The organism is Variovorax sp. CAN15 (genome assembly GCF_030462475.1).
Taxonomy (GTDB): Bacteria; Pseudomonadota; Gammaproteobacteria; order Burkholderiales; family Burkholderiaceae_C; genus Variovorax.
In genome coordinates this window covers 125,367-148,639 of record NZ_JASMRZ010000004.1, presented here as the reverse complement: position 1 = coordinate 148,639, position 23,273 = coordinate 125,367, and the positions used below count along the sequence as shown (strand labels likewise).

Here is a 23,273-nt window from a genome sequence, read left to right as displayed (position 1 = left end):
GTTTCAGGCGGCGTCGCCGCCGGGTGCGGCGGGCGCGTCCTTGTCGTCCTTCTTGCCCAGGCCGATCTTCTTCATGAGCCCGGACATCATGCCGGCCTTCTCCGCCGGCGCCTCGGCAGGCTCCGCGGCCGGCGCGGGCGGCGGGCCGTAGCGGCTCTGCATCTCGGCTTCGAAGCGCTTGAAGAAATCGTCGGCCGTGGACTTGGCCGCGCCGTCGATCAGGCGCTGGCCGAGCTGGGCGATCTTGCCGCCGACCTGGGCCTGCACGGTGTAGTCGAGTTCGCAGCCTGCGGGGGCGGCGGGCGGTGTCGCGGCATCCGCCTCGTGCGCGATGGCGCCGCCATCGGCCGGGACATCAGGAGCAGCCACCGCTTCAGAAGCGACTGGCTTGAGCGTGACGCTCGACGATCCCTTGGCGAAGCCGGCCACGCCGCCCTGCCCTTCGAAGGTGAGCTTGTAGCCGTCGGGCGCCACGATGTCCGACAGCATCACCTTGCCGTTGAACTTGGCCGAGACCGGGCCGATCTTGACCGCAAGCGCGACGCTGTACTGGTTGTCGCCCGTGAGCTCGAACTTGTCGCAGCCGGGAATGCACTTCTTCAGCGTTTCGGGATCGTTGAGCGCCTCCCAGGCCTGTTGTTGGGTGACGCCCAGGCGGCGGTTTCCGAGCATTTCCATGGTGGGTTTCCTTTGTCTTCCTTCCTTGGCACCGCTAGCGGCCGGACCGCATCAGGGCGGCCAGGCTCGCTGCGAGCTGTTCGAGTGCGCTGAGATTGTGAACCGCCAGCATCGCACCCGCTTGCCGGTGCAGCACGGCGGCCCCACGCGCCAGAGGGGCGTAGCCCTCGAAGCGCAGCAGCGGGTTGAGCCACAGCAGGCGGCGCGAATGGCGCTTGAGCCACAGCAGCTCCTGCTCCAGCACGGAGGGCTCGCCGGTGTCCAGGCCGTCGCTGATCACCAGCACCAGCGTGCGGCGGCCGGTCAGCCGGCGGGCATGGGCGCGGCGCAGTTCGGCCAGCGAGGCGCCGAGCCGCGTGCCGCCCGCAAAGTCGTCGATGGCGAGGCTGGCGGCGCCCAGCATCGCGTCGGTGTCGGCCAGCCGGAAGGCCGGCGTCAGGTCGGTCAGCCGGGTGCCGAAGGCGAACACGTCGCGCCGGCCGGCCCGCCGGGTCGCGGCATGCAGAAAGGCCAGCAGCAGCCGCGCATAGCGCTCCATCGAGCCCGACACGTCGACCAGCACCAATAACGGCAACGGCTGCTCGCGCCGGGCCAGCCGGGACAGGCGCAGGATCTCGCCACCGGTGCGCGCCGCCTCGTGCAGCACGCCCGGCCAGTGCATGCGCGCATGCTGCCGGCCCGCGTCGCCGGCGGGGCGCAGGCGGCGCGAAGGCAGCTCGGGAATGGGCAGGCGGATGTCGCGCGCGAGGCGCTCGACCAGCCGGTATTCGGCGGCGCCGAGCGCGTTGAAGTCGGCGTGCTGCAGGCGCTGCCGGTCGCTCGACGTCATGGCGGCATCGAACTCGATCTCGCGGTCGGGCCTGGCCGGCTCCAGCGGCTTCGCGGCGTTGCGCGGCGCACTGAGCGCTTCGCGCACGCGCGGGCGGCGCTTCGATGGCTCGGCCTTGCCTTCGGCGCTCGGCAGCATCTGGGCGAGCAGCTTGTTGGCCAGCTCCGGGTCGCGGAACCAGGCATCGAAGAGTTCGCGGAACACCATGCGGTCCTGCTCGCGGCTGACCATCACCGCTTCCATGGCGGCGCTCAGGTCGAGCTTGTCTTCCACGCCCACCAGCGAGGCCGCTTCGGCGGCCAGCGCGATGCGCATGGCATCGGTGCGAACGCCTGCACGGCGCAGCGCACGGCCGAAGGCTGCTATGTTGCCCGCGAGCTTGCCTCTGCGGACGTCGCCTAGCTGCTGGACACCGGTGCTGGCCATCGGTCGATCAAGCCTCGGGCTTGAGCAGATCCGACGCCAGCTCCTGCGTCAGCGCGGCCACGTCGTCGCGCTGCTTGAACAGGATGCCGGCGGTGTCGACCACCACTTCGGGGTCGAGCTCCACGGTGTCGAGCGCGATCAGCGCCCTCGCCCATTCGACGCTCTCGGCGATGCCAGGCGCGCGCTGGAAGGCGTTGGCGAAGGGCGTCTCACGCAGCCGCGCGACGAAGGCGGCCACCTGCGCCGAGAGCTTCTCTCCAGCCTCGGGCACCTGCGCGCGCACGATGGCCAGCTCGCGCTCGCGCTCGGGGTAGTCGAGCCAGTGGTAGAGGCAGCGGCGCTTCACCGCGTCGTTGAGCTCGCGGGTGCGGTTGCTCGTGAGGATGGTGACGGGGGACACCACCGCGCGCACCGTGCCCAGCTCGGGAATGCTCACCTGGTACTCGCCCAGGTATTCGAGCAGGAAGGCCTCGAAGGGCTCATCAGCGCGGTCCACCTCGTCGATCAGCAGCACGGCGCCGGGCAGCGGCGTCTGCAGCGCCTGCAGCAACGGGCGGCGGATCAGGTAGTGCGGCTGGTAGACCTCGGCCTCCACGTCGCGGGCGGCACCAGTGGCCTCCGCGGCGCGCATATGCAACAGCTGCGCCGCGTAGTTCCATTCATAGAGCGCCTCGCGCTGCTCCAGGCCGTCGTAGCACTGCAGGCGCAGCAGCTCGCGGTTGAGAGCGGTCGACAGTGCTTTCGCCAGCTCGGTCTTGCCGACGCCGGGCTCGCCTTCGAGCAGCAGCGGGCGCTGCAGCTTGAGCGCGAGGAACACGGCCGTGGCCAGGCGCCGGTCGGCGAAGTAGCCGGCCTGCATCAGTCCGGCGGAGAGGGAGTCGATGCTCGGGAAGATCATGGCGAAGCGTAGCGGAAGACGCGAAGCTGTCGCGTCTTCCGGTGAGCGAACAACGACCCCGGCTTCTTCAGCCCAGGGCCTTGGTGACTGCGCGCTGCGTCAGCACGCTGATCAGGTTCGCGCGGTAGGCGGCCGAGGCATGCAGGTCGCTGTTCAGATCGCTCGCGTCGATCTTCACGGCCGCGGCAGCGGCTGCGGTGAAGCTCTTGTTGAGCGCGTCTTCCAGGCCGGCATGGCGGAACACGCCGTTGCCCGCGCCGGTGACCGCCACGCGCACGCCGCTGTCGTACTGCGCGAGGAACACGCCGACCAGCGGAAAGTTCGACGCCTTCTGGCGCAGCTTCTCGTACACGGCGCGCTTCGGGACCGGGAAGCGGATCGCGGTGATCAGCTCGCCGTCTTCCAGCGCCGTGGTGAAGAGGCCGAGGAAGAAGTCGTCGGCCGCGATCTCGCGCCTGGAGGTGACGATGGTCGCGCCCGAGGCCAGCACCGCGCTGGGGTAGCACGCGGCCGGGTCGTTGTTGGCCACCGAGCCGCCGATGGTGCCCATCGCGCGCACCTGCCGGTCACCGATGCGCGAAGCCAGGTCGGCCAGCGCAGGGTAGGCGGCCTTCACGTCGGCGTTGTTCGCCACGTCGAGGTGGCGCGACATGGCGCCGATGGTGATGGCGTCGCCGGTCTTCGTGATGCCGGTGAGCTCCTTGATGCCGCTCAGGTCCACGAGCTGCTCGGGCGCAGAAAGCCGCAGCTTCATGGAAGCCAGCAGGGTCTGTCCGCCGGCCAGCGGCTTGGCGCCGGCGGCCGCGAGCCTTGCCGCGTCGGCCACCGAGGCGGGCCGTTCAAGTGTGAAGGCGTACATGGTGTGATTCCTTCTTTGTTCTTCGTCTTGGTTCAGGGGTTGGCGGCTGCAGCCTGCATCGCTTCCCACACGCGGGCGGGAGAAGCGGGCATGTCGAAATCCTTGACGCCCAGCGGCGCCAGCGCGTCGAGCACGGCGTTGATCACGGCCGGCGGCGAGCCGATGGCCCCCGCCTCGCCGCAGCCCTTGGTGCCCAGCGGGTTGTGGGTGCACGGCGTGCACACGGTGTCCAGCTTGAACTGCGGGAAGTCGCCGGCGCGCGGCATGGCGTAGTCCATGAAGCTGCCGGTGAGCAGCTGGCCGGTTTCGTTGTCGTAGACGCAGTTCTCCAGCAGCGCCTGGCCGATGCCCTGCACCAGCCCGCCGTGCACCTGGCCCTCGACGATCATCGGGTTGATGATGGTGCCGAAGTCGTCCACCGCGGTGAAACGGTCGACCCTGACCTCGCCGGTCTGCCTGTCGACCTCGACCTCGCAGATGTAGGTGCCGCCCGGGAAAGTGAAGTTGGTCGGGTCGTAGAAGGCGGTTTCGTTCAGGCCCGGCTCCAGCTTGTCGAGCGGGTAGTTGTGCGGCACGTAGGCCGTGAGCGCCACCTGGCCGAAGGGGATCTTCTTGTCGGTGCCCTTGACCGTGAACTCGCCGTTGGCGAACTCGATGTCGGCGTCGCTCGCCTCCATCAGGTGCGCGGCGATCTTCTTGGCCTTGGTCTCGATCTTGTCCAGCGCCTTCATGATGGCCGCGCCGCCCACCGAGATGGAACGCGAGCCGTAGGTGCCCATGCCGAAGGGCACGCGGCCGGTGTCGCCGTGCACCACGTCGACGTTCTCGACCGGAATGCCAAGCCGTGCCGCCACGACCTGCGCGAAGGTGGTCTCGTGGCCCTGGCCGTGGCTGTGCGAGCCGGTGAACACCGTGACGCTGCCCGTGGGATGCACGCGGATCTCGCCGCACTCGAACAGGCCCGCGCGCGCACCGAGCGCGCCCGCGATGTTCGACGGCGCGATGCCGCAGGCCTCGATGTAGCTCGAGTAGCCGATGCCGCGCAGCTTGCCGTTGGCTTCGCTGGCCGCCTTGCGCGCCGCATAGCCGTCGACCTCGGCCAGCACCCGGGCCTTGTCCATGCAGGCATGGAAGTCGCCGGTGTCGTACTGCAGCGCTACCGGCGTCTGGTACGGGAAGGCGGTGATGAAGTTGCGCTTGCGGATCTCGTCCTGCCCCAGCTTCATCTCCCACGCGCAGCGCGACACCAGCCGCTCAAGCAGGTAGGTGGCTTCGGGCCGCCCCGCCCCGCGGTATGCGTCGACCGGCGCGGTGTTGGTGAACCAGGCATCCACCTCGACGTAGATCTGCGGCGTGGTGTACTGGCCCGCCAGCAGCGTGGCGTAGAGGATGGTCGGTACCGCCGTCGAGAAGGTCGACAGGTAGGCGCCGAGGTTGGCGTCGGTATGCACGCGCAGCGCGAGGAACTTGCCATCCTTGTCCATCGCCATCTCGGCGTGGCTCACGTGGTCGCGGCCATGCGCGTCGGACAGGAAGCATTCCGAACGGTCGGCCGTCCACTTGATGTTGCGGTTGAGCTGTCTCGCTGCCCAGGTCAGGCACACGTCCTCGGCATACAGGAAGATCTTGGAACCGAAGCCGCCCCCCACGTCGGGTGCGATCACCCGCACCTTGTGCTCTGGCAGGCCCAGCACGAAGGCCGTCATCAGCAGGCGCTCGACGTGCGGGTTCTGGTTGGACACGTACAGCGTGTAGTCGTCGCCGGCGCGGTTGTAGCTGCCGATGGCCACGCGCGGCTCGATGGGGTTGGGCACCAGCCGGTTGTTGACGAGGTCGAGCTTCGTCACATGCGCGGCATTGGCGAACACCGCATCGACCGCCGCCTTGTCGCCCAGCGCCCACTTGTAGCACTGGTTGTCGGGCGCCTCGTCGTGCAGCGTGACGCCGCCGGCCTTCTTCGCGGCGTCGGCCACGCTCACGAGCGCGGGGAGCACCTCGTAGTCGACCACCACCGCCTCGGCGGCGTTCCTTGCCTGCTCCACCGTCTCGGCGACCACCATGGCCACGTGGTCGCCCACGTAGCGCACCTTGTTGATGGCCAGGATCGGGTGCATCGGCTCCTTCATCGGGGTGCCGTCGGGGTTGTTGATGAGCCAGCCGCAGGGCAGGCCGCCCATCTTGCCCTCGATGTCCTTGCCGCTGAAGACACCGACCACGCCGGGCATCTTCAGCGCCTGGGCGGTGTCGACCGACTTGATGACGGCGTGGGCGTGCGGCGAGCGCACGAAGACCGCATGGCTCTGGTTGGCCAGCGTGATGTCGTCGGTGTAGTTCCCGGCGCCCGTCAGGAAGCGGTAGTCCTCCTTGCGGCGCAGAGCCTCGCCGATGTGGGGCAGGTTCGAGAAGTCGGAAGCACCCATGATGTCGCTCCCTTCACGCCGTGACGGTTGTCTTGACGGGAGTGCCCGAGGCCATCGCCTCGCCGCCCATCTTCACTGCCTTGACGATGTTCTGGTAGCCCGTGCAGCGGCAGAGGTTGCCGTCGAGCAGCTCGCGGATCTCGGTTTCACTCGACTTGGGATGGTGGGTGCACAGGTCGATGGCGCTCATGACCATGCCGGGAGTGCAGAAGCCGCACTGCAGACCGTGGCATTCCTTGAACGCCGCCTGCATGGGATGCATCGTGCCGTCGGCCTCGGCGATGCCCTCGATGGTGGTGACCTCGGCGCCGGCCGCCTGGGCCACCAGCACGTTGCACGACTTGACCGCGCGCCCGTTCACGTGGACGGTGCAGGCGCCGCATTGGGCGGTGTCGCAGCCGACGTGCGTTCCGGTGAGATGGAGATGCTCGCGCAGCGCGTGGACGAGGAAGGTGTTGGGAGGGGCGTCGACCGTGACCTGGCGGCCGTTGACCTTGAATGCGACCTGCATTTGGCTGTCTCCGTAAAAGGTGATGGCTGTTTCAGCGAAAGCATCTTGGATGCCGACCTTTCGCACTATCCTAGGCAAAACCCTTGACACTTGCACAGAGCGCGCGAAATTCTCAAAATGAAACAGCTTGCCGTCCGGCGGGCCAGGAAAAGCCCGCGTACAAGCGCGAAAAACCACGATGTCCGTATCAATCGTTTCGCCGCCTCCTGAGCGCTCCCTGGCAATCGCCCAAGCCCGCCGCGAACTGATCGAGGGCGAGGCGCCCCAGCGGGCACGCGGGGCCGCCCGCATCGATTCATGGATCACCCGCTCCTGGCAGCGCTGCATCGAGGCCGGCCGGCGGCCGCAGCAGCGCGTCGCATTCGAGCCGGTGAGCCGATCGGCCAGTATCGACATCGTCGAGCGCAACCGGGCGCTGGTCGCCGCGGCCCGGCCGGTGATCGAGCAACTCTCCCGTGCCATCGCCGACACCCGCTATTTCGCCGTGCTCACCGATGCCGAGGGCATCGTGGTCGACGTGGGCAACCTGCCCGACGGCACCGATGCGGCGAGCCGCTACGCGCGCGACATCGGACGAATCGGAGTCGATCTGTCCGAGCGCGCCATCGGCACCAGCGCCATCGGTACCGCGCTGGCCGAGCAGGAATCGGTGTGGCTGCACCGCGGTGAGCATTTCTTCGACGACACCAGCGTCTACAGCTGCGCCGGCGCCCCCCTCTTCGGCCCCCGGGGCGACTGCATCGGCATGCTCGACCTGACCGGCGTGCAGGTGGTCGAGCGGCCCGAACTGCGCCACCTGGCCACTCTCTCCGCGCGCAACATCGAGAACATGCTGGTGATGCGCGAGCCCTGCGAACTGCTGCTGCACCTGGCATGGCCGGGCAGTTCGGGCAGTGAAGCGACCGAAGGGCTGCTGTGCATCGACGCGGCCGGCACCGTGACGGGAGCCAACGCAGCGGCCCGGCAGATGTTGCACCAGCCGCTGCCGCACAGCGACCACGCCCTGAACTTCAACGACCTGTTCGCCCTGCCCCTTCACATGATGTTCGACGCGGCCCGTCGCGGCGACGCCGTGCTCGAGGTGCCGCTGTGGTCCGGCCTGCGGGTGCAGGTGCGGCCTCAGCGAGGTGGCAATGCCAGCGCCTCTTGCGCCGCCGTTTCCGCCGACGGGCGGCCCCGGCTGCGCGACGTGGAAGCCGCGCTGATCCGAAAGGCGGTGGCCGATGCGCGCGGCAATGTGGCGGAAGCGGCACGGGCGTTGGGCATCAGCCGCGCGACCGTCTACCGCAAGCTTTGGCGCGGGCGGCCTGCCGGGGCGCAGGACTGAAGCAGGCCTTCTCCGTTCAGTTTTCGTTCAGTTTTCGTTCAGTCTTCGCCGATCAGGCGCCGACCGGCACCTTGTCCAGGAAGCCCGTCACCGAACGCAGCTTGCCCGCATCGATCCGCGCAAAGTCGGTGCCCTGGATCATGTCTTCGGCGCCGCTCGGTCCCAATGTCCACGAGAAGCGCAGGTGTTCGCCGTGCGAATCGGGCTTGCCCAGCAGGTTGAAGCGGAAACCCGGATAGCGCTGATGCACCGCGCCGACCAGCGCGCTGATCTGCTCGCGTCCGCTGGCCTGCGCAATCGGGTCGACGTAGTGAGCGTCGGCGGTCCAGCCGGCTTCGATCAGCGCGGCGCGGCGCTCGGCATCGGTTTCGTTCCAGACTGCGATGTAGCGTTGGGCGATGGTGGTGGCATCGTGTGCGGCAGTGTTCATGTTGACCATTCCTTTCGGGGTGTCGACCCGCAACATCGCGGGGTGAAGGAATGGTCGCGCCGCGTGCGAAACGGGTCGATGACCTCGCAGGTCATGGAATGCGGCTGCCGGAGCCCCTCCTCCCTCACCGCTCCTCGCAATCACATGGCGTCGAGGGGAAAGACCGGCCGGCACACCTTGCTGAACGGGAACAGGCCGTAGTCCGAACTCGTGACGCCCGGACTGTCGCACTCCACCAGCGCCGCCGAGAGGGGCTCGAACACCGGCCGGCAGTACATGCGCGACTTGAGCAGCAGGAAGCGCTCCTTGCGCGGATCGAGCCCCGCGCACTCGAAGACGCCGATGTCCCACGGCTCCTGCGTGCGCTCGGTCACCACGATGCGCGCCGCGCCGATGTCGAAGAGCACCGTGCGGCCCATGCTGCTGCGCTGGCCGGTGTAGGTGGGCCCGGTGATGACGTACTCGCCGTTGCCGATGGTGCGCACGATGCCCGTCAGGCGCACCGGCGTCTTCTCGAGGCCGATGCCCGCGAGCGAGACTTTGTTGCCGAGCGCCACCGTCATCTGCGCGCCCTCGCCCGCCGCGACAAGCTGCGCCACCGCCTCCGGGTCGCACAGCGGCCCCACGCCGATGCCGTGCAGTCCCTGGGCCAGCGCTTCCTGCAGCACGTCCATGGTGTCGCAACTCCCGCCCGACATGCAGTTGTCGCCATGGTCGAGCAGCAGCACCGGGCGCGTCGCGCCCTCGGCGATGAGCTTTGCGCGCGCGATCGACTCCGCCAGCGGCTCGCTGCGGTAGACGAAGGCTTCGCGCTGCGCCCACATCTGTGCCGCGATGCGGTCGGCCGTGGCCTGCGCGCGTTCGGGCGAATGCGCATCGACCGCGATCACGCTCATGCACGGCGCCTCGATGTCCGACAGCGAGAAGCCCGCGAGGATCGACACAGCCAGCGATTCCGACTCTTCCGCCTCCCGCGCCGCCTCGATGGCCTGCTTCATCGCGCCGGTGAAGGAGGCGCTGCGCAGCGTGTGCGCCATCAGCGGCAGCCGGTGCCAGCGCATGTGCGGCCTGCTGCGTCCGGCAAGCATGTCGAAGAGCAGCCGGCCGGCGTGCTCGCCGGTCTCGTACATGTCGACGTGCGGGTAGGTCTTGAAGCCGACGATCACGTCGGCGTTCTCCACCATCGCGGGCGTGACGTTGGCGTGCAGATCCAGCGCCACGCCGATGGGCACGCCCGGCGCCGACGCGCGCAGGCGCAGCAGCAGGTCGCCTTCGCCGTCGGCGCTGTTGTGCGCCACCATCGCGCCGTGCAGGTCGAGCAGGATGGCGTCGCAGCCCGGCGCCGCGTCGACGATGCACTGGGTAAGCAAGGTGTAGGCCTGCGCATCGACCGGTCCGCTCGGGTTGGCCGAGGCCGATACCGGCGTGACCACCGTGGCGCCCGCCGCTTCGGCAAGGTCGATGAAGGCCGACATCGCGGTGCGCATGCCCTTGTTGTCGCGGTAGGCCTGCTCGCCGAAGGTCGGGCCGTCGGGCCCGAAGGCCGCGAGCGGCGTGGGCACCGGAGAGAAGGTGTTGGTCTCGTGGTTGAGACGCGCGATCAGCACCTTCATTGCGCCACTCCCGCGCTCTGGAGCATCGCCTGCAGCAGCACGTTGCAGCCGGCCTCCAGGTGATCGGGCTGCGCGTCCTCGATCTCGTTGTGGCTGATGCCGTCGCGGCAGGGCACGAAGATCATGGCCGTGGGGCACACGCGCGCGAGGTACACGGCGTCGTGGCCCGCGCCGCTGATCACGTTCATCCAGCTCATGCCCTGCGCCTGCGCGGCCTCGCGCACGGCCGACACCAGCCTGGGCGTGAAGGGCTGCGGCGGGAAGTACACGACCTGCTCCACCGACATCTCCACTTTGGCCTTCGCGGCGATGCGCTGCACGGTCTCCTTCAGCGCGGCGTCCAGCGCCGACAGCACCACGTCGTCGGCCGCGCGCAGGTCGACGCTGAGCTTCACGCGGCCCGGAATCACGTTGCGCGAGTTGGGATAGTTTTCGATCCAGCCTACGGTGCCGCGCGCATGCGGCGCATGGGCCAGCGCGATGCGGTTGACCTCGATCACGAGCTCGGAAGCGGCCAGCAGCGCGTCCTTGCGCAGCTCCATCGGCGTGGGGCCGGCGTGGGCTTCCATGCCCTGCACCACAACGTCGTACCAGCGCTGGCCCAGCGCGCCCTCGACCACGCCGATCACGCGCTCGTTGGCTTCGAGCACCGGGCCCTGCTCGATGTGCGCCTCGAAGTACGCGCCCACCGGCGACGCCGCCGCCGAGACGGGAGCGCTGCCGGCATAGCCGATGGCAGCCAGCGCGTCGGAGACGCTGATGCCGTCGTTGTCGCGCTGCGCCAGCGCATGCTCCAGCGTGAAGGCGCCTGCGAACACGCCCGAGCCCATCATCACCGGCACGAAGCGCGAGCCCTCCTCGTTGGTCCACACCGCCACCTCGAGCGGCGCCTCGGTCTCCACCCTGGCGTCGTTCAGCGTGCGGATCACTTCCAGCCCGGCGAGCACGCCGTAGTTGCCGTCGAACTTGCCGCCCGTGGGTTGGGTGTCGATATGGCTGCCGGTGGCCACCGGTGGCAGCGCGTTGTTGCGCCCGGCGCGGCGCGCGAAGATGTTGCCGATGGCGTCCACGCGCAGCTCGCAGCCCGCCTCGCGTGCCCAGCGCGAGAACAGGTCGCGCCCCTGGCGGTCGAGCTCGGTGAGCGCGATGCGGCAGACACCGCCTTTCTCGGTGGCGCCGAGCCGGGCCAGTTCCATCAGCGAGTTCCAGAGCCGCCGGCCGTCGATGCGGAGTTCGTTTTGAGAGTTCTTCATGGCTTTGCGAAAAGGAATGGAGGGTCTGCGGGAAGCCTCAAGCAAGGCCCACGCCCAGATAGCGGTCTTTCACTTCGTGGTCGGCCATGAAGGCCGCGTTGCCGGCCTCGTGCACGATCACGCCCTGCTCCACGATGTAGTGGCGGTCGGCCAGCTGCACGCAGACTTCGAGGTTCTGCTCAACCAGCAGGATCGCCACGCCGGCCGCCTTGATGGTCTTGAGCTGCGCGACGATCTCTTCCACGATCACCGGCGCCAGGCCCTCGACCGGCTCGTCGAGGATCAGCAGGCGCGGGTGGTTCATCAGCGCCCGGCCGATGGCCAGCATCTGCTGCTCGCCGCCCGAGAGCTGCCCGCCGCCGTTGCGCCGGCGCTCCTTCAGTCGCGGAAAGATGCGGTAGATGTCCGCCAGCTGCCAGGGCGACTGGCGGCGCAGGCCGAGCAGCAGGTTCTCTTCCACCGTCAGCAGCTTGAAGATGCCTCGGTGCTCGGGCACCAGGCACACGCCGCGGGTGGCGATGCGGTGCGCCGGCATGCCCGCGATGTCGGCCCCCTGGAAGCGCACGCGTCCGCCGGTGGGCGCCACCGCGCCGGCAATGCTCTTGAGCGTGGTCGACTTGCCCGCGCCGTTGCGCCCCAGCAGCGTGACCAGCTCGGCCTCGCCCACGGTCATCGACACGCCCTGCAGCACATGGCTCTTGCCGTAGTGGGCGTGCAGCTTCTCGACTTCGAGGATGTTCATGCCTTGCCTCCCGTGATCATGTTGCCCAGGTAGGCGGTGCGCACGCGCGCATCGGCGCGGATGTCGCCCGGAAGCCCCTCGGCCAGTACGCGGCCCAGCTGCATCACGGTGACAGTGTCGGAGATGTCCATCACGATGTTCATGTTGTGCTCGATGAGAACCACGGTGTGCGCGTCGCGCAGGCCGCGGATCAGCTGCTTCATGTCGTCGAGGTCGTCGATGCCCATGCCCGAGGTCGGCTCGTCGAGGAAGATCGCCTTCGGCCTCGCCGCAAGCGCCATGCCCACTTCGAGCCGGCGCTGCTGGCCGTGCGAGAGCTCGCCGGCCGGCGTGTCCGCCAGCCGCTCCAGCCCGATGCGCTGCAGCACCTCGTCGACGATCCGCGTGCAGGCCAGCTCGCCGACCGGCGCGCGCCAGCAGTTCATGGCCTGGCGCGGCGAGACCCCCTGCGCCGCCACGCGCAGGTTCTCACGTACCGGAAGGCTCGCGAACAGCGCCGTCACCTGGAAAGAGCGCGCCATGCCGCGCTGCACGCGCTTGTGGTCGGGCTCGCGCGTCACGTCGTGGCCGTCGAACAGGATTCGCCCGCCGGTAGTCATGCCGGTGCCGGTGAGCATGTGGAACAGCGTGGTCTTGCCCGCGCCGTTGGGGCCGATCACCGAATGCACGGTGTTGCGCCGGATCTTCAGGTCGACCCCGCCGAGCGCCGCGAACTTGCCGTAGTGCTTGGTGACGCCGACGGCTTCGATGAGAACGTCGCTCATGCTTTTTCTCCCTGTGCGGGGGGTGTGACTGGAGCAACGGCACCGGGGTCCGCCCTGCGGAAAATGCGCCGCCATGCGCTCTCGCCCAGCCCCCAGAGCCCTCGCTGCATGCCGATGCTCACGCCGATCAGCAGCAGGCCCAGCAACAGCAGCCAGCGCGGCCACAGCGTGGAGAGCCAGTCGGCCAGCAGCACGTAGAAAGCCGATCCCAGCACCGATGCGAACAGGTTGCCGGTGCCGCCGATCACGGTGATGACCAGGATCATCTCGCTCGTGTGGTACTCGGCGTTCGACAGCGGCGCGATGCCGGTCATCATGGCGTGCAGCCCGCCCGCGAGGCCGGTGACGGCGCCAGAGATGACGAAGGCCAGCAGCTTGAAGCGCTTGAGGTCGTAGCCCACGGCGGCGGCGCGGTCCTCGTTGTCGCGGATGGCCAGCAGCGTGCGGCCGAAGACCGAATCGGTCACGCGCAGCAGCAGGCCGAACGCGACGAGGAACACCACGGCCACGAAGGCGTAGTACTTCCAGGGCGTGTCCATGAAGCCGGGGCGCGGCACGTCGAGCAGGCCGTTGTCGCCGCCGGTGAGGCCGGTGGCGGTGTAGGCGATGAAATAGAACATCTGCGCGAAGGCCAGCGTGAGCATCACGAAGTAGGTGCCGCGCTGGCGGATGGCGACCCAGCCCACCACCGCCGCGCCCAGCGCGCCCATGGCCACGGCCGCGGCCAGCGCGAGCGGCATCGGCAGGCTCAGCCGCGTGAGCAGGATGGCGATGGTGTAGCTGCCCAGCCCGAAGAAGATGCCCTGCCCGAAGGACAGCAGCCCCGTGTAGCCCAGCAGCAGGTTGCAGCCCAGCGCGGCCAGCGCGTAGATCAGCACCTCGCTCGCGAGCGAACCCGAGCTCAGCACCAGCGGCAGGCCCAGCACCGCGACCAGCGCCAGGAGGAAAGTGATTTTTCTCGGCATGGCGTGTCCGTTCATGCTTTGCGGCCGAGCAGGCCATGGGGACGAAGCAGCAGCACGGCCGCCATCGCGATGTAGATCATCAGGCTCGCGCCCGGCGGCCAGATGGTGCTCATCAGGCTCTGCACGATGCCGATGAGCAGCCCGCCCACGAGCGCGCCGCCGAAGCTGCCGAGCCCGCCGATCACCACCACCACGAAGGCCACGGCCAGCGCCTCCACGCCCATGAAAGGCTCGGCGCCGCGGATCGGCGCGGCCAGCACGCCGGCCAGCGCCGCCGTGGCCGCGCCGAGCGCGAACACCAGGCTGAACACGCGGAACACGTTGATGCCGAGCAGCGACACCATCTCGGTCGACTCGCTGCCCGCGCGCACCGCGCTGCCCAGGCGCGTGCCCTCGAGCACCCACCACAGGAGCACCGCGAGCACGGCGGTGAAGCCGATCACGAAAAGCCGGTACTTCGGATAGACGAAGGAGCCCCACATGACCACGCCCTGCAGCAGGTCGGGCGTGGACACGCTGTTGCCCAGCGGGCCCCAGAACACGATGACGATCTCCTGCACCGCGAGCGCGAGGCCCACGGTAACGAGGATGTGGAATTCATGCGCCTTGGCGTAGACGCGGCGCAGAAGCAGCTTCTCGGCCAGCCAGCCCAGCGCGCCCACGACGAGCGGCACCAGCACCAGCGCGGCCCAGAAGTCCAGGCCCCATTGCATGGCCTGGAAGCAGAAGTAGGCGCCCAGCAGGTAGAAGGCCCCGTGCGCGAAGTTCACGAAGCGCAGCAGGCCGAACACGATGGACAGGCCGACCGCCAGCAGGAAATACAGCATGCCAATGCCGATCCCGTTGATGGTCTGGAGCAGGTAGACGGACATAGATGTAGGTAGTTGCAGAGTGCAGCCCCGCACGCGCGGCCCCTTCCAGGAACACCGCGGAACCGGCTTTGCCGGTCCGCTGGTGTTGCCCCCTGAAAGGGGGTTGGCGGCCACACGAAGTGGGCAAGCCTGGGGGTCAGCCCAACTTGCAGCCGGTCTTGTCGACCGGGAGGAAGGATTTGCCGGAGCTCACCACGTCGACATAGTCGGCCGGGTTCGCCATCTTCGACTTGGCCTTGCCCTTGAGCAGGTAGTAGTCCTTGATGACCTGGTGGTCGGCCTTGCGGATTTCCTCGATGCCGGTGAGGCCGTCGAACTTCATGCCCTCGAGCGCGGCGATCACCGCCTTCTGGTCGACCGTACCCGCCTTCACGATGCCGTCGATCAGGATCTTGGTGCAGATGTACGAGCCGGCGAGGCTGTAGTTGGGCACGATCTTGAGCTTGTCGGCGGTGCGCTTCACCAGGTCCTTGTTGAGCGGGGTGTCGGCCGTGTGCCAGTACTGCGCGCCGAAGTACACGCCGTCGCACAGGTCCGCGCCGAGTTCGTCGAACTGCTCCAGGCCCGAGGCCCAGGCCATCAGGATCGTCATGTTCTTGTGCATGCCGAAGCTCACCGCCTGGCGCAGCGCGGCCGACGACTGGGCGCCGAAGTTCAGCAGCAGCAGCACGTCGGGCTTGGCGGCCATGGCGTTGGTGAGGTAGCCGCTGAACTCCTTCTCGTTGAGCGAGTGGTAGCTGTTGCCCACGTGCTCGATGCCCTTCTCCTGGAAGATGGTCTTGGCGGCGCTCAGCAGGCCGTCGCCGAACACGTACTGCGGCGTGATGGTGTACCAGCGCCTGGCCTTGGGCATGCTGGCGATCAGCGGGCGCACCGTCTGCTCGATGGCGCCGAAGGTGGGCACCGACCAGCGGAAGGTGGCGGGGTTGCAGTCCTTGCCGGTGATCTCGTCGGCGCCCGCGGTGGTGATGAACAGGCCGCCGGCCTTCTCGGCCTCCTTGCCCATGGCGAGCGCTTCCGACGACAGGATGCCGCCCGCGAAGAACTTCGTGCCCTGCTGCTGCGAGGCTTCCTGCACCTTGCGCACGGCGGTGGCCGGCTTGCCTTCGGTGTCGAGCACCGTGTAGGCCAGCGGACGCTTCAGCACGCTGCCGTACTGCTCGATGGCCAGCTTCATGCCCAGGTCGGCGTACTTGCCGTTGGCGGCGAAGGCGCCAGACATCGGGACCGGGCAGCCGAATCGGATCGCGTCCGCCGACTGGGCGAAGGCGGCGCGGCCGCCCAGGAGCGAGGCGGGGGCAGCCGACAGGGCGGCCAGCTGAAGAAGTTGTCTGCGTTGCATGAGTTCTCCGGTCGAGGTTGGTGGGAAGAAAGGGATGAAGGAAACGGGGGTGCCTGCGATTGCCGGCGAATTTAAGCGGATAAATTGGATTAATATGCTGGTAAAAACCCGCTAGCAAGCCCTGTGCCCAAGACCACACCGATCCCCCGCAGCGCGCCGTTTAAGATCGCGCGCTGTTGCGCATCCCGCGCATCTCCCGATGTGCATGGAGCGTTTCAATGAGAGTGGGGCAGAACCGTCCTAAGCGGCAGAAGCTCTCGGACGTCATCGTCGAAGACGTCAAGCGATGGATCGTGGCGGAGCGCAAGCAGCCCGGCGACCGGCTGCCGAACGAGAAGGAACTGATCGAGCTCTTCGGCTATTCGAAGAGCACCGTGCGCGAGGCGCTGAAGGCGCTGGAGGTGCGCGGCCTGATCTCCATCCGCACCGGCCCCGGCGGCGGCGCCTATCTGCAGCAGGTGTCGGTGGAGCATGCGTCGGAGCCGCTGCGCAACTTCCTGCATTTCCATCATCTGGACGGCCACCATATCTACCAGCTGCGCAAGGCGCTGGAGCCCGAGCTGGCCGCGAGCGTGGTGGGCAAACTGACGCCCGAGCAGTTCGAGAAGCTGGAAGAAAACGTGCGGCTGTGCACGGTCGAACCGACCAGCGAGGACGAACTGCGCATCCAGCGCGAGGCCGAACTGGCCTTCCACACCATGCTGGCGGAGAGCTGCCCCAATCCGGTGCTCTCCTTCATGTGCCGCTTCCTCAACGACCTGCTGCGCGACCTCGTGGTCTACAAGAAGGCGCTCGACCATCACCACTTCGGCGAGGCGAATGTCGACTACCACACGCAGCTGCTCGCGGCCTACCGCAAGGAAGACGCCGACGAGGTACGCCGGCTGATGACCGAGCACATGGTCGACGCCGAGCAGCACATGCACGAGATGGAGGCGCACATCGGCGCCAAGCATCTGCTGCTGCCCAGCGGGCAGCGCTGACCCTTTCGCTCGCTCCTACTTCCGGTGCGCCTCTTCCAGGCACTCCTGGAACGCCAGCACCGCCCGCGACGGCTTCGGCGAGCGCCGCAGCAGGCTGACGAAGCGGCACGCGTAGTTGAAGCGCGCCGGCAGCACCGCCTTCATGAGCCCGCGCTCCTCGAACACCTGCGCATAGTGGTCGGGCAGAAAGCCCAGGAAGCGCCCCGAGAGGATCAGCGTCGCGATCGCCTCCTGGTCGAAGCCCGTGGCCATGCGCGACAGCTTCGCGCGATGGCTCAGCTCCATGTTGGGCGAGTGGTAGCCCAGCCCCGCGAAATGGTGCTCGCGCAGCCGTGCCCAGGTGAGCTTGCCGTGGCTCATGCCGAAGAGCGGATGCCCCGCCCCGCAGTACAGCAGCATGGTCTCGTCGAACAGGTCGGCGTACACCAGGCTCTTGGAAGCTCGGTGCGCCGGGATGATGCCGATCTGGAAGTTGCCCTCCAGCACGCCCTGCTCGATGGCGTTGATCGAGCCCACGTGCACGGCCAGCCGTACCTCGGGCGCGATCTCGGTGAAGCGCGCGATGGCATCGCCGATGCGCGCCTGCGGGTTGGTCGCCGTCTTGTCGAACAGCGCCACGTCGAGCTGCCCGCCCATGCGGTTGTGGATGTCGTCGATGCTGCCGCGGAAGGCGTCGACCGATGCCAGCAGCCGCAGCGTCTCGTCGTACACCCGCTGCCCTTCGGCGGTGAGCGCGAAGCCCGCCCTGCCCCGACGACACAGCACCAGGCCGAGGCGCGTTTCCAGGTCCTTCACATGGCGGCTCACGGTGGAGGTGCCGATGTTCAGCTCCAGCTCGGCCGCCGCCATGCCGCCGCAGTCGACCACGCTCCTGAACACCTTGAGCAGGCGCAGGTCCATGTCGCTGAGCTGCCCCAGAACAGCGCGGTTGCGGGTGCCGGAGGCACCATTTGGGGCCATCTCCTTTACTTGCATAAAACGTCAAGTGAACATTGATATTGCGCCATTCTCCACACTGAAGGGTCTGCGAACAATCGGCACATCCCATCACCCTCCGGAGCCCGCCAGCGCGCGGGAAACGCCATGACCATCGCCACGCCCGCCATCGAACCGACGTCCGCCGCGCGCACCGACGCCGCCTGGCTCGATGCGCACTGGATGCCTTACACCGGCAACCGCAACTTCAAAGCCGATCCGCGGATCGTCGTGGAAGCCAAGGGCGCCTACTTCACCGACGCCGACGGCCGCAAGATCTTCGACGGTCTCTCGGGCCTGTGGTGCTCGGGCCTTGGCCACGGCCGCCCCGAGATCACCGAGGCGGTGAGCCGCCAGATCGCCAAGCTCGACTATTCGCCCGCCTTCCAGTTCGGCCACCCGCTCTCTTTCGAGCTGGCCAACAAGATCAAGGAGATGACGCCCGCCGGCCTCGACTACGTGTTCTTCACCGGCTCCGGCTCCGAGGCGGCCGATACCTCGCTGAAACTTGCGCGCGCCTACTGGCGCACCAAGGGCCAGGCCAGCAAGACCCGCCTGATCGGCCGCGAGAAGGGCTACCACGGCGTCAACTACGGCGGCATCTCGGTCGGCGGCATCGCGGCCAATCGCAAGCTCTTCGGCCAGGGCGTGGAAGCCGACCACCTGCCGCACACGCAGCTCGCCTCGAACGCCTTCACGCGCGGCATGGCCGACAACGGCGTCGAGCTGGCCGATCGCCTGCTCGACATCATCGCGCTGCACGACGCATCGAACATCGCAGCCGTCATCGTGGAACCCTTCGCGGGCTCGGCCGGCGTCGTCWTTCCGCCCAAGGGCTACCTCAAACGCCTGCGCGAGATCTGCACCGCCAACAACATCCTGCTGATCTTCGACGAGGTCATCACCGGTTTCGGCCGCTGCGGCGCGCTCACCGGCGCCGAGGCCTTCGGCGTGACGCCCGACATCATGAACATCGCCAAGCAGATCACCAACGGCGCGCAGCCCATGGGCGCGGTGGTGGCGAGCAAGGACATCTACGACACCTTCATGGCGGCAGGGGGCCCCGACTACATGCTCGAGTTCCCGCACGGCTACACCTACGGCGCACACCCCGTGGCCTGCGCCGCCGGCATCGCCGCGCTCGACGTGCTGCAGAAGGAAGACATGATCGGCCGCGTGCAGGCGCTGGCGCCACACTTCGAGAACGCGGTGCACAGCCTGAAGGGCAGCAAGCACATCACCGACATCCGCAACTACGGCCTGGCCGCCGGCCTGACCATCGCCGCCCTGCCGGGCGAGCCCGCGCGCCGCCCGTACGAGATCGCGATGAACTGCTGGAAGAAGGGCTTCTACGTGCGCTACGGCGGCGACACCATCCAGCTGGCACCGCCCTTCATCGCGGAGAAGGCCGAGATCGACCGCATGGTCAACGCGCTGGCCGACGCCCTCGCCGAAACCAACTGAAGCAGATCAGGGCCGCGCGGGGCATCAGGCCTTGTCGGCCTTGCCCGCGGCGTTGGCCAGCTTGCTGAGCATGCGGTCCACCAGCCACGGCTGGCGGTTCTCGTCCTCGGCCAGTTCCTTGCGGCGGATCGCGTTGCGCACCACGATCGAGCCCATGTAGCGCACCGGCTCCGGCGGAAAGTGCCCCAGCGGCCCCCGCGTGATCGGGCTGCGGGTCCATGCGTTGTCCTGGTCGAGCACCAGCGACGACAGGATCTGTCCACCCATATAGGTCGGCCCGACGCCGTTGCCCGAGTAGCCGAAGCCGTAGTAGATGTGCGGCGCGCCATCGAGCCTGCCGAAGAACGGAAAGCCCGTCACCGAGCGGTCGGACGGGCCGTTCCAGCTGGCCGTGATCGGCGTGTCGCTCAATGCCGGAAAGAAGGAACGCAGGGCCTGCGTCAGCTCGGCTTCGTACGGCGAGCGCTCGTCGAACACCTTGGCCATGCGGCCACCCCAGGCGAAGGTGTTGCCGCCCTTGCCCAGCATGATGCGGCCGTCGACCGTGCTGCGGTAGTAATAGACGAAGGTGCGCGAATCGAGCACCGACACGCCGTCGGTCAGGCCGATCTTCTGCAGCAGCTCGGGACACCGCTCGGTGATGACCATGTCGCTCGACACGATGGCGATGGTCCGCTCGAACTGCGGGAAGGTGCTGGCCATCCATGCGTTCATCGCGAGCACCAGCTTCTTCGCGCGCACGCTGCCGGTGGGCGTACGCACCACGACGGGATGGCCGGTGCCGAAGTCCAGCATCGGCGTGCGCTCGTGGATGCGGATGCCCATGGCCAGCGCCACTCGCCGCAGCCCGCGCACCAGCTTGCCGGGGTGCACGGTCGCGGCAATCGGCGAATACACGCCCGCCAGGTTGCGCGCGGAGCCGGAGCGCCGCGCCACCTCTTCCGGCGGCAGCGTGCGGTAGGAATGGATGCCGCGTGCCTCCAGCGCCTGCATCATCGGGTCGAGCGTGCCGATCTGCGCCTGCGAGGTGGCGGTGTAGAGCGTGCCGTCCTGCCGCAGCTCGGCGTCGATGCCGTGCGCGGCGCAGAAGTCGGCGATGTGCTGCACCGCGGCCTCGGATGCCTTGACGAGGCGCACCGCCTCGTCCTCGCCGAACAGCCGGCGCAGCGTGAGGAACTTGGCCGACCATGTGAGCAGGCAGCCGCCGTTGCGGCCGCTCGCGCCTGCACCGCAGAGATCGCTCTCGAGGATGACGACATCGAGCGCGGGCGACTGCAGCTTGGCCTGGATGGCCGTCCAGAGGCCGGTGAAGCCGCCGCCGACGATGCAGACATCGGCGCTCTGCTCGCCCTGCAGCGCGGGCGCAAGGTCACCGTCGTTGAAGAGAGCCTGTTCGATCCAGAAGGGGCGCATGTCGGGCTCGCAGTTTTTTCAGGGCTTGCGCCGCATCTCGTAGGAAAACTCGGACTCCCGCTCGACGACGAACCCGAAGCGCTCATAGAGCGACTTCGCGGGATTCGCCTTCAGAACGCTGAGCGTGAGGTCGACGCCCACGCGTGCGGCCTCGTCGATGACTTCGGCCAGCAGCCCGGTGCCGATGCCGCCGCCCTGATAGCCGGGCGCCAGCTGGATCTGGATGACGACCCATTCATGCGGGTCGCGCGACACCTTGAGCAGGCCCACCGGCATCCCCTCGTGCAGCAGGACCTCGGCGCACTCGAAGCGATGCATCAGCCGCGCCATGTGATGCGCGTCGCTGACCTCGGCCCCTGACGCAATGACGTGGCCGTTCATCGTCTGCTGCCTCAGCGCGAGCAGAAAGGGAATGTCCTGCGCCGTGGCCTGGCGTCTGGTCAGATCGACCGATGACGCGGCGCTCATGCCGGTGCCGTGGCAGCCGGCTTCGACGCGATCGCCAGATGTCGTGCGTAGTACGCCAGGTCTGGCGTCTTCGCATCGGCACACTTGGCCGTGTCGTCCCAGCGCCGAAGGCGTACCGCGTCCATTGCATACGGCAGGGCCTCGAAAGCGCTGGCCTGCGCCGAGTCGAACACGCCGCCCTGCAACTGCAGGCTGCGTTTCGAATCGGGCGACAGCGCTTCGAGATAGCCGGGCTCCCTGGCGCAGAGGAAGCGCTTGGCATCCACATGCAGGCGGATCGGCTCCAGCGTGGCCGGGCCGAACAACGCGCGAAGAAACGGCAGGCAGCGGTACTGGTGCAGGTCGTCCAGGCCCTGCTGCGTCGGCGTGCCGCCGAAGTCGTGCAGCAGATGGCCCAGGTCATGCAACAGCGAGGCGGCGATCAGTTCGCTGCCGGCGCCAGCCTGCTCCGCCAGGTGCGCCGACTGCAGCGCATGCTCCAGTTGCGTGACCGGCTCGCCGTCGTACTGCGCGCCGCCCTTGGTTTCGAACAGGCCGACGATGTCGGGAATGCTCAAGCTCATCGTTGTCTACCAGGGCAGCGAATAGGTCTTGGTGTTGGTGAAGCTCTTCATGGCCTCGAGCACGCCTTCCTTGTAGCCCAGGCCGGAGTCCTTGATGCCGCCGAAGGGGGTGAGCTCGAGGCGGTAGCCCGGCACCTCGCGCACATTGACGCTGCCCACGTTCAGCTCGCGGATGAAGCGCGTGATGTAGTCCATCCGGTTCGTGCACACCGCCGACGACAGCCCGTAGGCCGTGCCGTTGGAGATGCGGATCGCTTCTTCGATGTTCCTGAAGCGGATCACCGGCGACACCGGCCCGAAGGTCTCGTGCCTGGCCACCGTCATCTGCGGGTCCACATGGTCGAGCACCGTCGGCGAGTACAGCGCACCGCGGCGCTCGTTGCCATAGAGCAGCTTCGCACCGGCCTTGATGGCCTCRTTGACCACCGACTCGAACTGGATCGCCGCCGCCTCGTCGATCACCGTGCCCATGTCCGTGGCCGGGTCCATCGGATCGCCGTACTTCAGCGCCTTCGTCYTGGCCACCARCAGCTCGACGAACCGGTCGGCCACCGAYTCGTGCACCAGCATGCGCTTGATCGCCGTGCAGCGCTGGCCCGAGTTCTTGTACGAMCCGCTGGCCGCCAGCGTCGCCGCCTCCTCGACATCGGCATCCTCCATCACGATGATCGGGTCGTTGCCGCCCAGCTCCAGGATCTGGCGCTTGTACACCGCCTTGCCCGCGATGTACTTGCCGATCGGCACGCCCCCCGTGAAGGTGACCAGATCGACGTCGGCGTTGGTCAGCAGCTCGTCGGCAATCTCCGCCGGATCGCCGGTGAGGACCGACAGCATCTGCGGCGGCAGCCCCGCCTCGTACAGGATGTCGGCCAGCAGGAAGGCCGTCAGCGGCGTCTTCTCGCTGGGCTTGAGCACGATGCGGTTGTTGGTCGCAATGGCCGGCGCCACCTTGTGGATCACCTGGTTCAGCGGATGGTTGAACGGCGTGATCGCGGTGATCGCGCCCTGCAGCGGCTCGCGCAGCGTGTAGACCTTGCGGCTCTTGCCGTGGTGCGTGAGGTCGCAGGAGAACACCTGGCCGTCGTCCACCAGGGCCTGGTTGGCCGCGAACAGCAGCACGTCGGAGGCGCGGCCYACCTCGTACAGCGAGTCCTTGCGGCACAGGCCCGACTCCATCGTGATGACGCGCGAGATCTCGTCCAGGCGCGAGGCGATGAKCTCGCCCGCGCGCATCAGGATCCTGTAGCGCTCGTAGCGCGTGAGCGTGGGCTTGTAGTCGCGCGCGACGCGCAGCGCATGGCGCACGTCGTCCAGCGTCGCCTTGGGCACGGTGGCGATGACTTCGCCGGTGTAGGGGTAGGTCACCTCGATCGTGCGGTCGCGGTGCACGCGCTCGCCGGCAATGCGCAGGGCCTCGCGGTGGACGGTGCCTGGCTTCAGGATGGCTTGGCTCATGGGGAAGTGCTCCGGGAGTCGTT

General features: G+C 68.0%; 22 protein-coding genes. 3 read left to right on the top strand and 19 right to left on the bottom strand.

Annotated elements, in window-relative coordinates:
* Positions 1-3: 3 nt before the first annotated feature.
* The 6 genes from QMO14_RS05500 to QMO14_RS05475 form a co-directional block, all read right to left on the bottom strand.
* Entirely contained in the window at positions 4-678 is a 675-nt protein-coding gene (locus QMO14_RS05500; RefSeq protein WP_301505272.1) for a CoxG family protein, read from the bottom strand.
* Between the two features lie 34 nt (positions 679-712).
* Positions 713-1,933 carry a VWA domain-containing protein gene (locus QMO14_RS05495; RefSeq protein WP_301505270.1) on the bottom strand — a complete coding sequence of 407 codons (1,221 nt, stop codon included), beginning with the start codon at positions 1,931-1,933 and terminating at the stop codon, positions 713-715.
* A 7-nt stretch (positions 1,934-1,940) separates the two neighbouring features.
* Positions 1,941-2,831: a MoxR family ATPase gene (locus QMO14_RS05490; protein WP_301505268.1), complete on the bottom strand. Its 891-nt coding sequence runs from the start codon at positions 2,829-2,831 to the stop codon at positions 1,941-1,943.
* Positions 2,832-2,898: 67 nt separating this feature from the next.
* Entirely contained in the window at positions 2,899-3,690 is a 792-nt protein-coding gene (locus QMO14_RS05485; RefSeq protein WP_301505266.1) for a xanthine dehydrogenase family protein subunit M, read from the bottom strand.
* Positions 3,691-3,722: 32 nt separating this feature from the next.
* Entirely contained in the window at positions 3,723-6,110 is a 2,388-nt protein-coding gene (locus QMO14_RS05480) for a xanthine dehydrogenase family protein molybdopterin-binding subunit (RefSeq protein WP_301505264.1), read from the bottom strand.
* A gap of 13 nt (positions 6,111-6,123) precedes the next feature.
* Positions 6,124-6,621 carry a (2Fe-2S)-binding protein gene (locus QMO14_RS05475; RefSeq protein WP_301505263.1) on the bottom strand — a complete coding sequence of 166 codons (498 nt, stop codon included), beginning with the start codon at positions 6,619-6,621 and terminating at the stop codon, positions 6,124-6,126.
* A gap of 178 nt (positions 6,622-6,799) precedes the next feature.
* Here QMO14_RS05475 and QMO14_RS05470 point away from each other — a divergent pair, with 178 nt between their 5' ends.
* The gene (locus QMO14_RS05470; protein WP_301505261.1) at positions 6,800-7,948 is read left to right on the top strand and encodes a helix-turn-helix domain-containing protein; all 1,149 of its coding nucleotides are present in this window, start codon (positions 6,800-6,802) and stop codon (positions 7,946-7,948) included.
* 52 nt (positions 7,949-8,000) lie between these two features.
* Here QMO14_RS05470 and QMO14_RS05465 read toward each other — a convergent pair whose 3' ends face one another.
* The 8 genes from QMO14_RS05465 to QMO14_RS05430 form a co-directional block, all read right to left on the bottom strand.
* Entirely contained in the window at positions 8,001-8,378 is a 378-nt protein-coding gene (locus tag QMO14_RS05465; RefSeq protein WP_301505259.1) for a nuclear transport factor 2 family protein, read from the bottom strand.
* Positions 8,379-8,518: 140 nt separating this feature from the next.
* Positions 8,519-9,991 (bottom strand): M81 family metallopeptidase, encoded by a 1,473-nt coding sequence (locus QMO14_RS05460; protein ID WP_301505257.1) that lies wholly within the window; start codon positions 9,989-9,991, stop codon positions 8,519-8,521.
* On the bottom strand, positions 9,988-11,244 hold the full coding sequence (locus QMO14_RS05455; protein ID WP_301505256.1) for a Zn-dependent hydrolase: 1,257 nt from the start codon (positions 11,242-11,244) through the stop codon (positions 9,988-9,990). Before QMO14_RS05455 ends, QMO14_RS05460 begins: the two co-directional genes overlap by 4 nt.
* Before the next feature lie 37 nt (positions 11,245-11,281).
* A complete protein-coding gene (locus QMO14_RS05450) occupies positions 11,282-11,986 on the bottom strand; it encodes an ABC transporter ATP-binding protein (protein WP_301505254.1) in 705 nt (234 codons plus the stop codon).
* Entirely contained in the window at positions 11,983-12,750 is a 768-nt protein-coding gene (locus QMO14_RS05445) for an ABC transporter ATP-binding protein (RefSeq protein ID WP_301505252.1), read from the bottom strand. Before QMO14_RS05445 ends, QMO14_RS05450 begins: the two co-directional genes overlap by 4 nt.
* Complete coding sequence (locus QMO14_RS05440; RefSeq protein ID WP_301505250.1) at positions 12,747-13,715, bottom strand: branched-chain amino acid ABC transporter permease; 969 nt, start codon at positions 13,713-13,715, stop codon at positions 12,747-12,749. Before QMO14_RS05440 ends, QMO14_RS05445 begins: the two co-directional genes overlap by 4 nt.
* A gap of 11 nt (positions 13,716-13,726) precedes the next feature.
* A complete protein-coding gene (locus QMO14_RS05435) occupies positions 13,727-14,587 on the bottom strand; it encodes a branched-chain amino acid ABC transporter permease (RefSeq protein WP_301505248.1) in 861 nt (286 codons plus the stop codon).
* Positions 14,588-14,723: 136 nt separating this feature from the next.
* Positions 14,724-15,929 carry an ABC transporter substrate-binding protein gene (locus QMO14_RS05430; protein ID WP_301505246.1) on the bottom strand — a complete coding sequence of 402 codons (1,206 nt, stop codon included), beginning with the start codon at positions 15,927-15,929 and terminating at the stop codon, positions 14,724-14,726.
* A gap of 218 nt (positions 15,930-16,147) precedes the next feature.
* Between QMO14_RS05430 and QMO14_RS05425 the strand changes: the two genes are divergently transcribed.
* Entirely contained in the window at positions 16,148-16,912 is a 765-nt protein-coding gene (locus QMO14_RS05425) for a FadR/GntR family transcriptional regulator (protein WP_301505244.1), read from the top strand.
* A 15-nt stretch (positions 16,913-16,927) separates the two neighbouring features.
* Here QMO14_RS05425 and QMO14_RS05420 read toward each other — a convergent pair whose 3' ends face one another.
* Positions 16,928-17,872 (bottom strand): LysR family transcriptional regulator, encoded by a 945-nt coding sequence (locus QMO14_RS05420; RefSeq protein WP_301505242.1) that lies wholly within the window; start codon positions 17,870-17,872, stop codon positions 16,928-16,930.
* 123 nt (positions 17,873-17,995) lie between these two features.
* Between QMO14_RS05420 and QMO14_RS05415 the strand changes: the two genes are divergently transcribed.
* Positions 17,996-19,351 (top strand): aspartate aminotransferase family protein, encoded by a 1,356-nt coding sequence (locus QMO14_RS05415; RefSeq protein ID WP_301505241.1) that lies wholly within the window; start codon positions 17,996-17,998, stop codon positions 19,349-19,351.
* A 24-nt stretch (positions 19,352-19,375) separates the two neighbouring features.
* Here QMO14_RS05415 and QMO14_RS05410 read toward each other — a convergent pair whose 3' ends face one another.
* Genes QMO14_RS05410 through phnY form a run of 4 tightly spaced genes read right to left on the bottom strand, consistent with a single transcriptional unit; the run spans position 19,376 to position 23,250 of the window.
* On the bottom strand, positions 19,376-20,764 hold the full coding sequence (locus QMO14_RS05410; protein ID WP_301505239.1) for an FAD-dependent oxidoreductase: 1,389 nt from the start codon (positions 20,762-20,764) through the stop codon (positions 19,376-19,378).
* 18 nt (positions 20,765-20,782) lie between these two features.
* Entirely contained in the window at positions 20,783-21,232 is a 450-nt protein-coding gene (locus tag QMO14_RS05405; RefSeq protein ID WP_301505238.1) for a GNAT family N-acetyltransferase, read from the bottom strand.
* Entirely contained in the window at positions 21,229-21,795 is a 567-nt protein-coding gene (locus tag QMO14_RS05400; RefSeq protein ID WP_301505236.1) for a phosphonate degradation HD-domain oxygenase, read from the bottom strand. Before QMO14_RS05400 ends, QMO14_RS05405 begins: the two co-directional genes overlap by 4 nt.
* A gap of 6 nt (positions 21,796-21,801) precedes the next feature.
* Positions 21,802-23,250, bottom strand: coding sequence for a phosphonoacetaldehyde dehydrogenase (phnY, locus tag QMO14_RS05395; protein WP_301505234.1), 1,449 nt, complete (start codon positions 23,248-23,250; stop codon positions 21,802-21,804).
* Between the last annotated feature and the right edge of the window lie 23 nt (positions 23,251-23,273).

Coding starts and splice junctions, on each gene's coding strand:
- QMO14_RS05405 (WP_301505238.1), bottom strand. CDS start 21,232: ATGAGCGCCGCGTCATCGGTCGATCTGACCAGACGCCAGGCCACGGCG.
- QMO14_RS05475 (WP_301505263.1), bottom strand. CDS start 6,621: ATGCAGGTCGCATTCAAGGTCAACGGCCGCCAGGTCACGGTCGACGCC.
- QMO14_RS05420 (WP_301505242.1), bottom strand. CDS start 17,872: ATGGCCCCAAATGGTGCCTCCGGCACCCGCAACCGCGCTGTTCTGGGG.
- QMO14_RS05455 (WP_301505256.1), bottom strand. CDS start 11,244: ATGAAGAACTCTCAAAACGAACTCCGCATCGACGGCCGGCGGCTCTGG.
- QMO14_RS05495 (WP_301505270.1), bottom strand. CDS start 1,933: ATGGCCAGCACCGGTGTCCAGCAGCTAGGCGACGTCCGCAGAGGCAAG.
- QMO14_RS05485 (WP_301505266.1), bottom strand. CDS start 3,690: ATGTACGCCTTCACACTTGAACGGCCCGCCTCGGTGGCCGACGCGGCA.
- QMO14_RS05480 (WP_301505264.1), bottom strand. CDS start 6,110: ATGGGTGCTTCCGACTTCTCGAACCTGCCCCACATCGGCGAGGCTCTG.
- QMO14_RS05460 (WP_301505257.1), bottom strand. CDS start 9,991: ATGAAGGTGCTGATCGCGCGTCTCAACCACGAGACCAACACCTTCTCT.
- QMO14_RS05490 (WP_301505268.1), bottom strand. CDS start 2,831: ATGATCTTCCCGAGCATCGACTCCCTCTCCGCCGGACTGATGCAGGCC.
- QMO14_RS05445 (WP_301505252.1), bottom strand. CDS start 12,750: ATGAGCGACGTTCTCATCGAAGCCGTCGGCGTCACCAAGCACTACGGC.
- QMO14_RS05450 (WP_301505254.1), bottom strand. CDS start 11,986: ATGAACATCCTCGAAGTCGAGAAGCTGCACGCCCACTACGGCAAGAGC.
- QMO14_RS05425 (WP_301505244.1), top strand. CDS start 16,148: ATGAGAGTGGGGCAGAACCGTCCTAAGCGGCAGAAGCTCTCGGACGTC.
- QMO14_RS05465 (WP_301505259.1), bottom strand. CDS start 8,378: ATGAACACTGCCGCACACGATGCCACCACCATCGCCCAACGCTACATC.
- QMO14_RS05435 (WP_301505248.1), bottom strand. CDS start 14,587: ATGTCCGTCTACCTGCTCCAGACCATCAACGGGATCGGCATTGGCATG.
- QMO14_RS05500 (WP_301505272.1), bottom strand. CDS start 678: ATGGAAATGCTCGGAAACCGCCGCCTGGGCGTCACCCAACAACAGGCC.
- QMO14_RS05440 (WP_301505250.1), bottom strand. CDS start 13,715: ATGCCGAGAAAAATCACTTTCCTCCTGGCGCTGGTCGCGGTGCTGGGC.
- QMO14_RS05470 (WP_301505261.1), top strand. CDS start 6,800: ATGTCCGTATCAATCGTTTCGCCGCCTCCTGAGCGCTCCCTGGCAATC.
- QMO14_RS05410 (WP_301505239.1), bottom strand. CDS start 20,764: ATGCGCCCCTTCTGGATCGAACAGGCTCTCTTCAACGACGGTGACCTT.
- QMO14_RS05430 (WP_301505246.1), bottom strand. CDS start 15,929: ATGCAACGCAGACAACTTCTTCAGCTGGCCGCCCTGTCGGCTGCCCCC.
- QMO14_RS05400 (WP_301505236.1), bottom strand. CDS start 21,795: ATGAGCTTGAGCATTCCCGACATCGTCGGCCTGTTCGAAACCAAGGGC.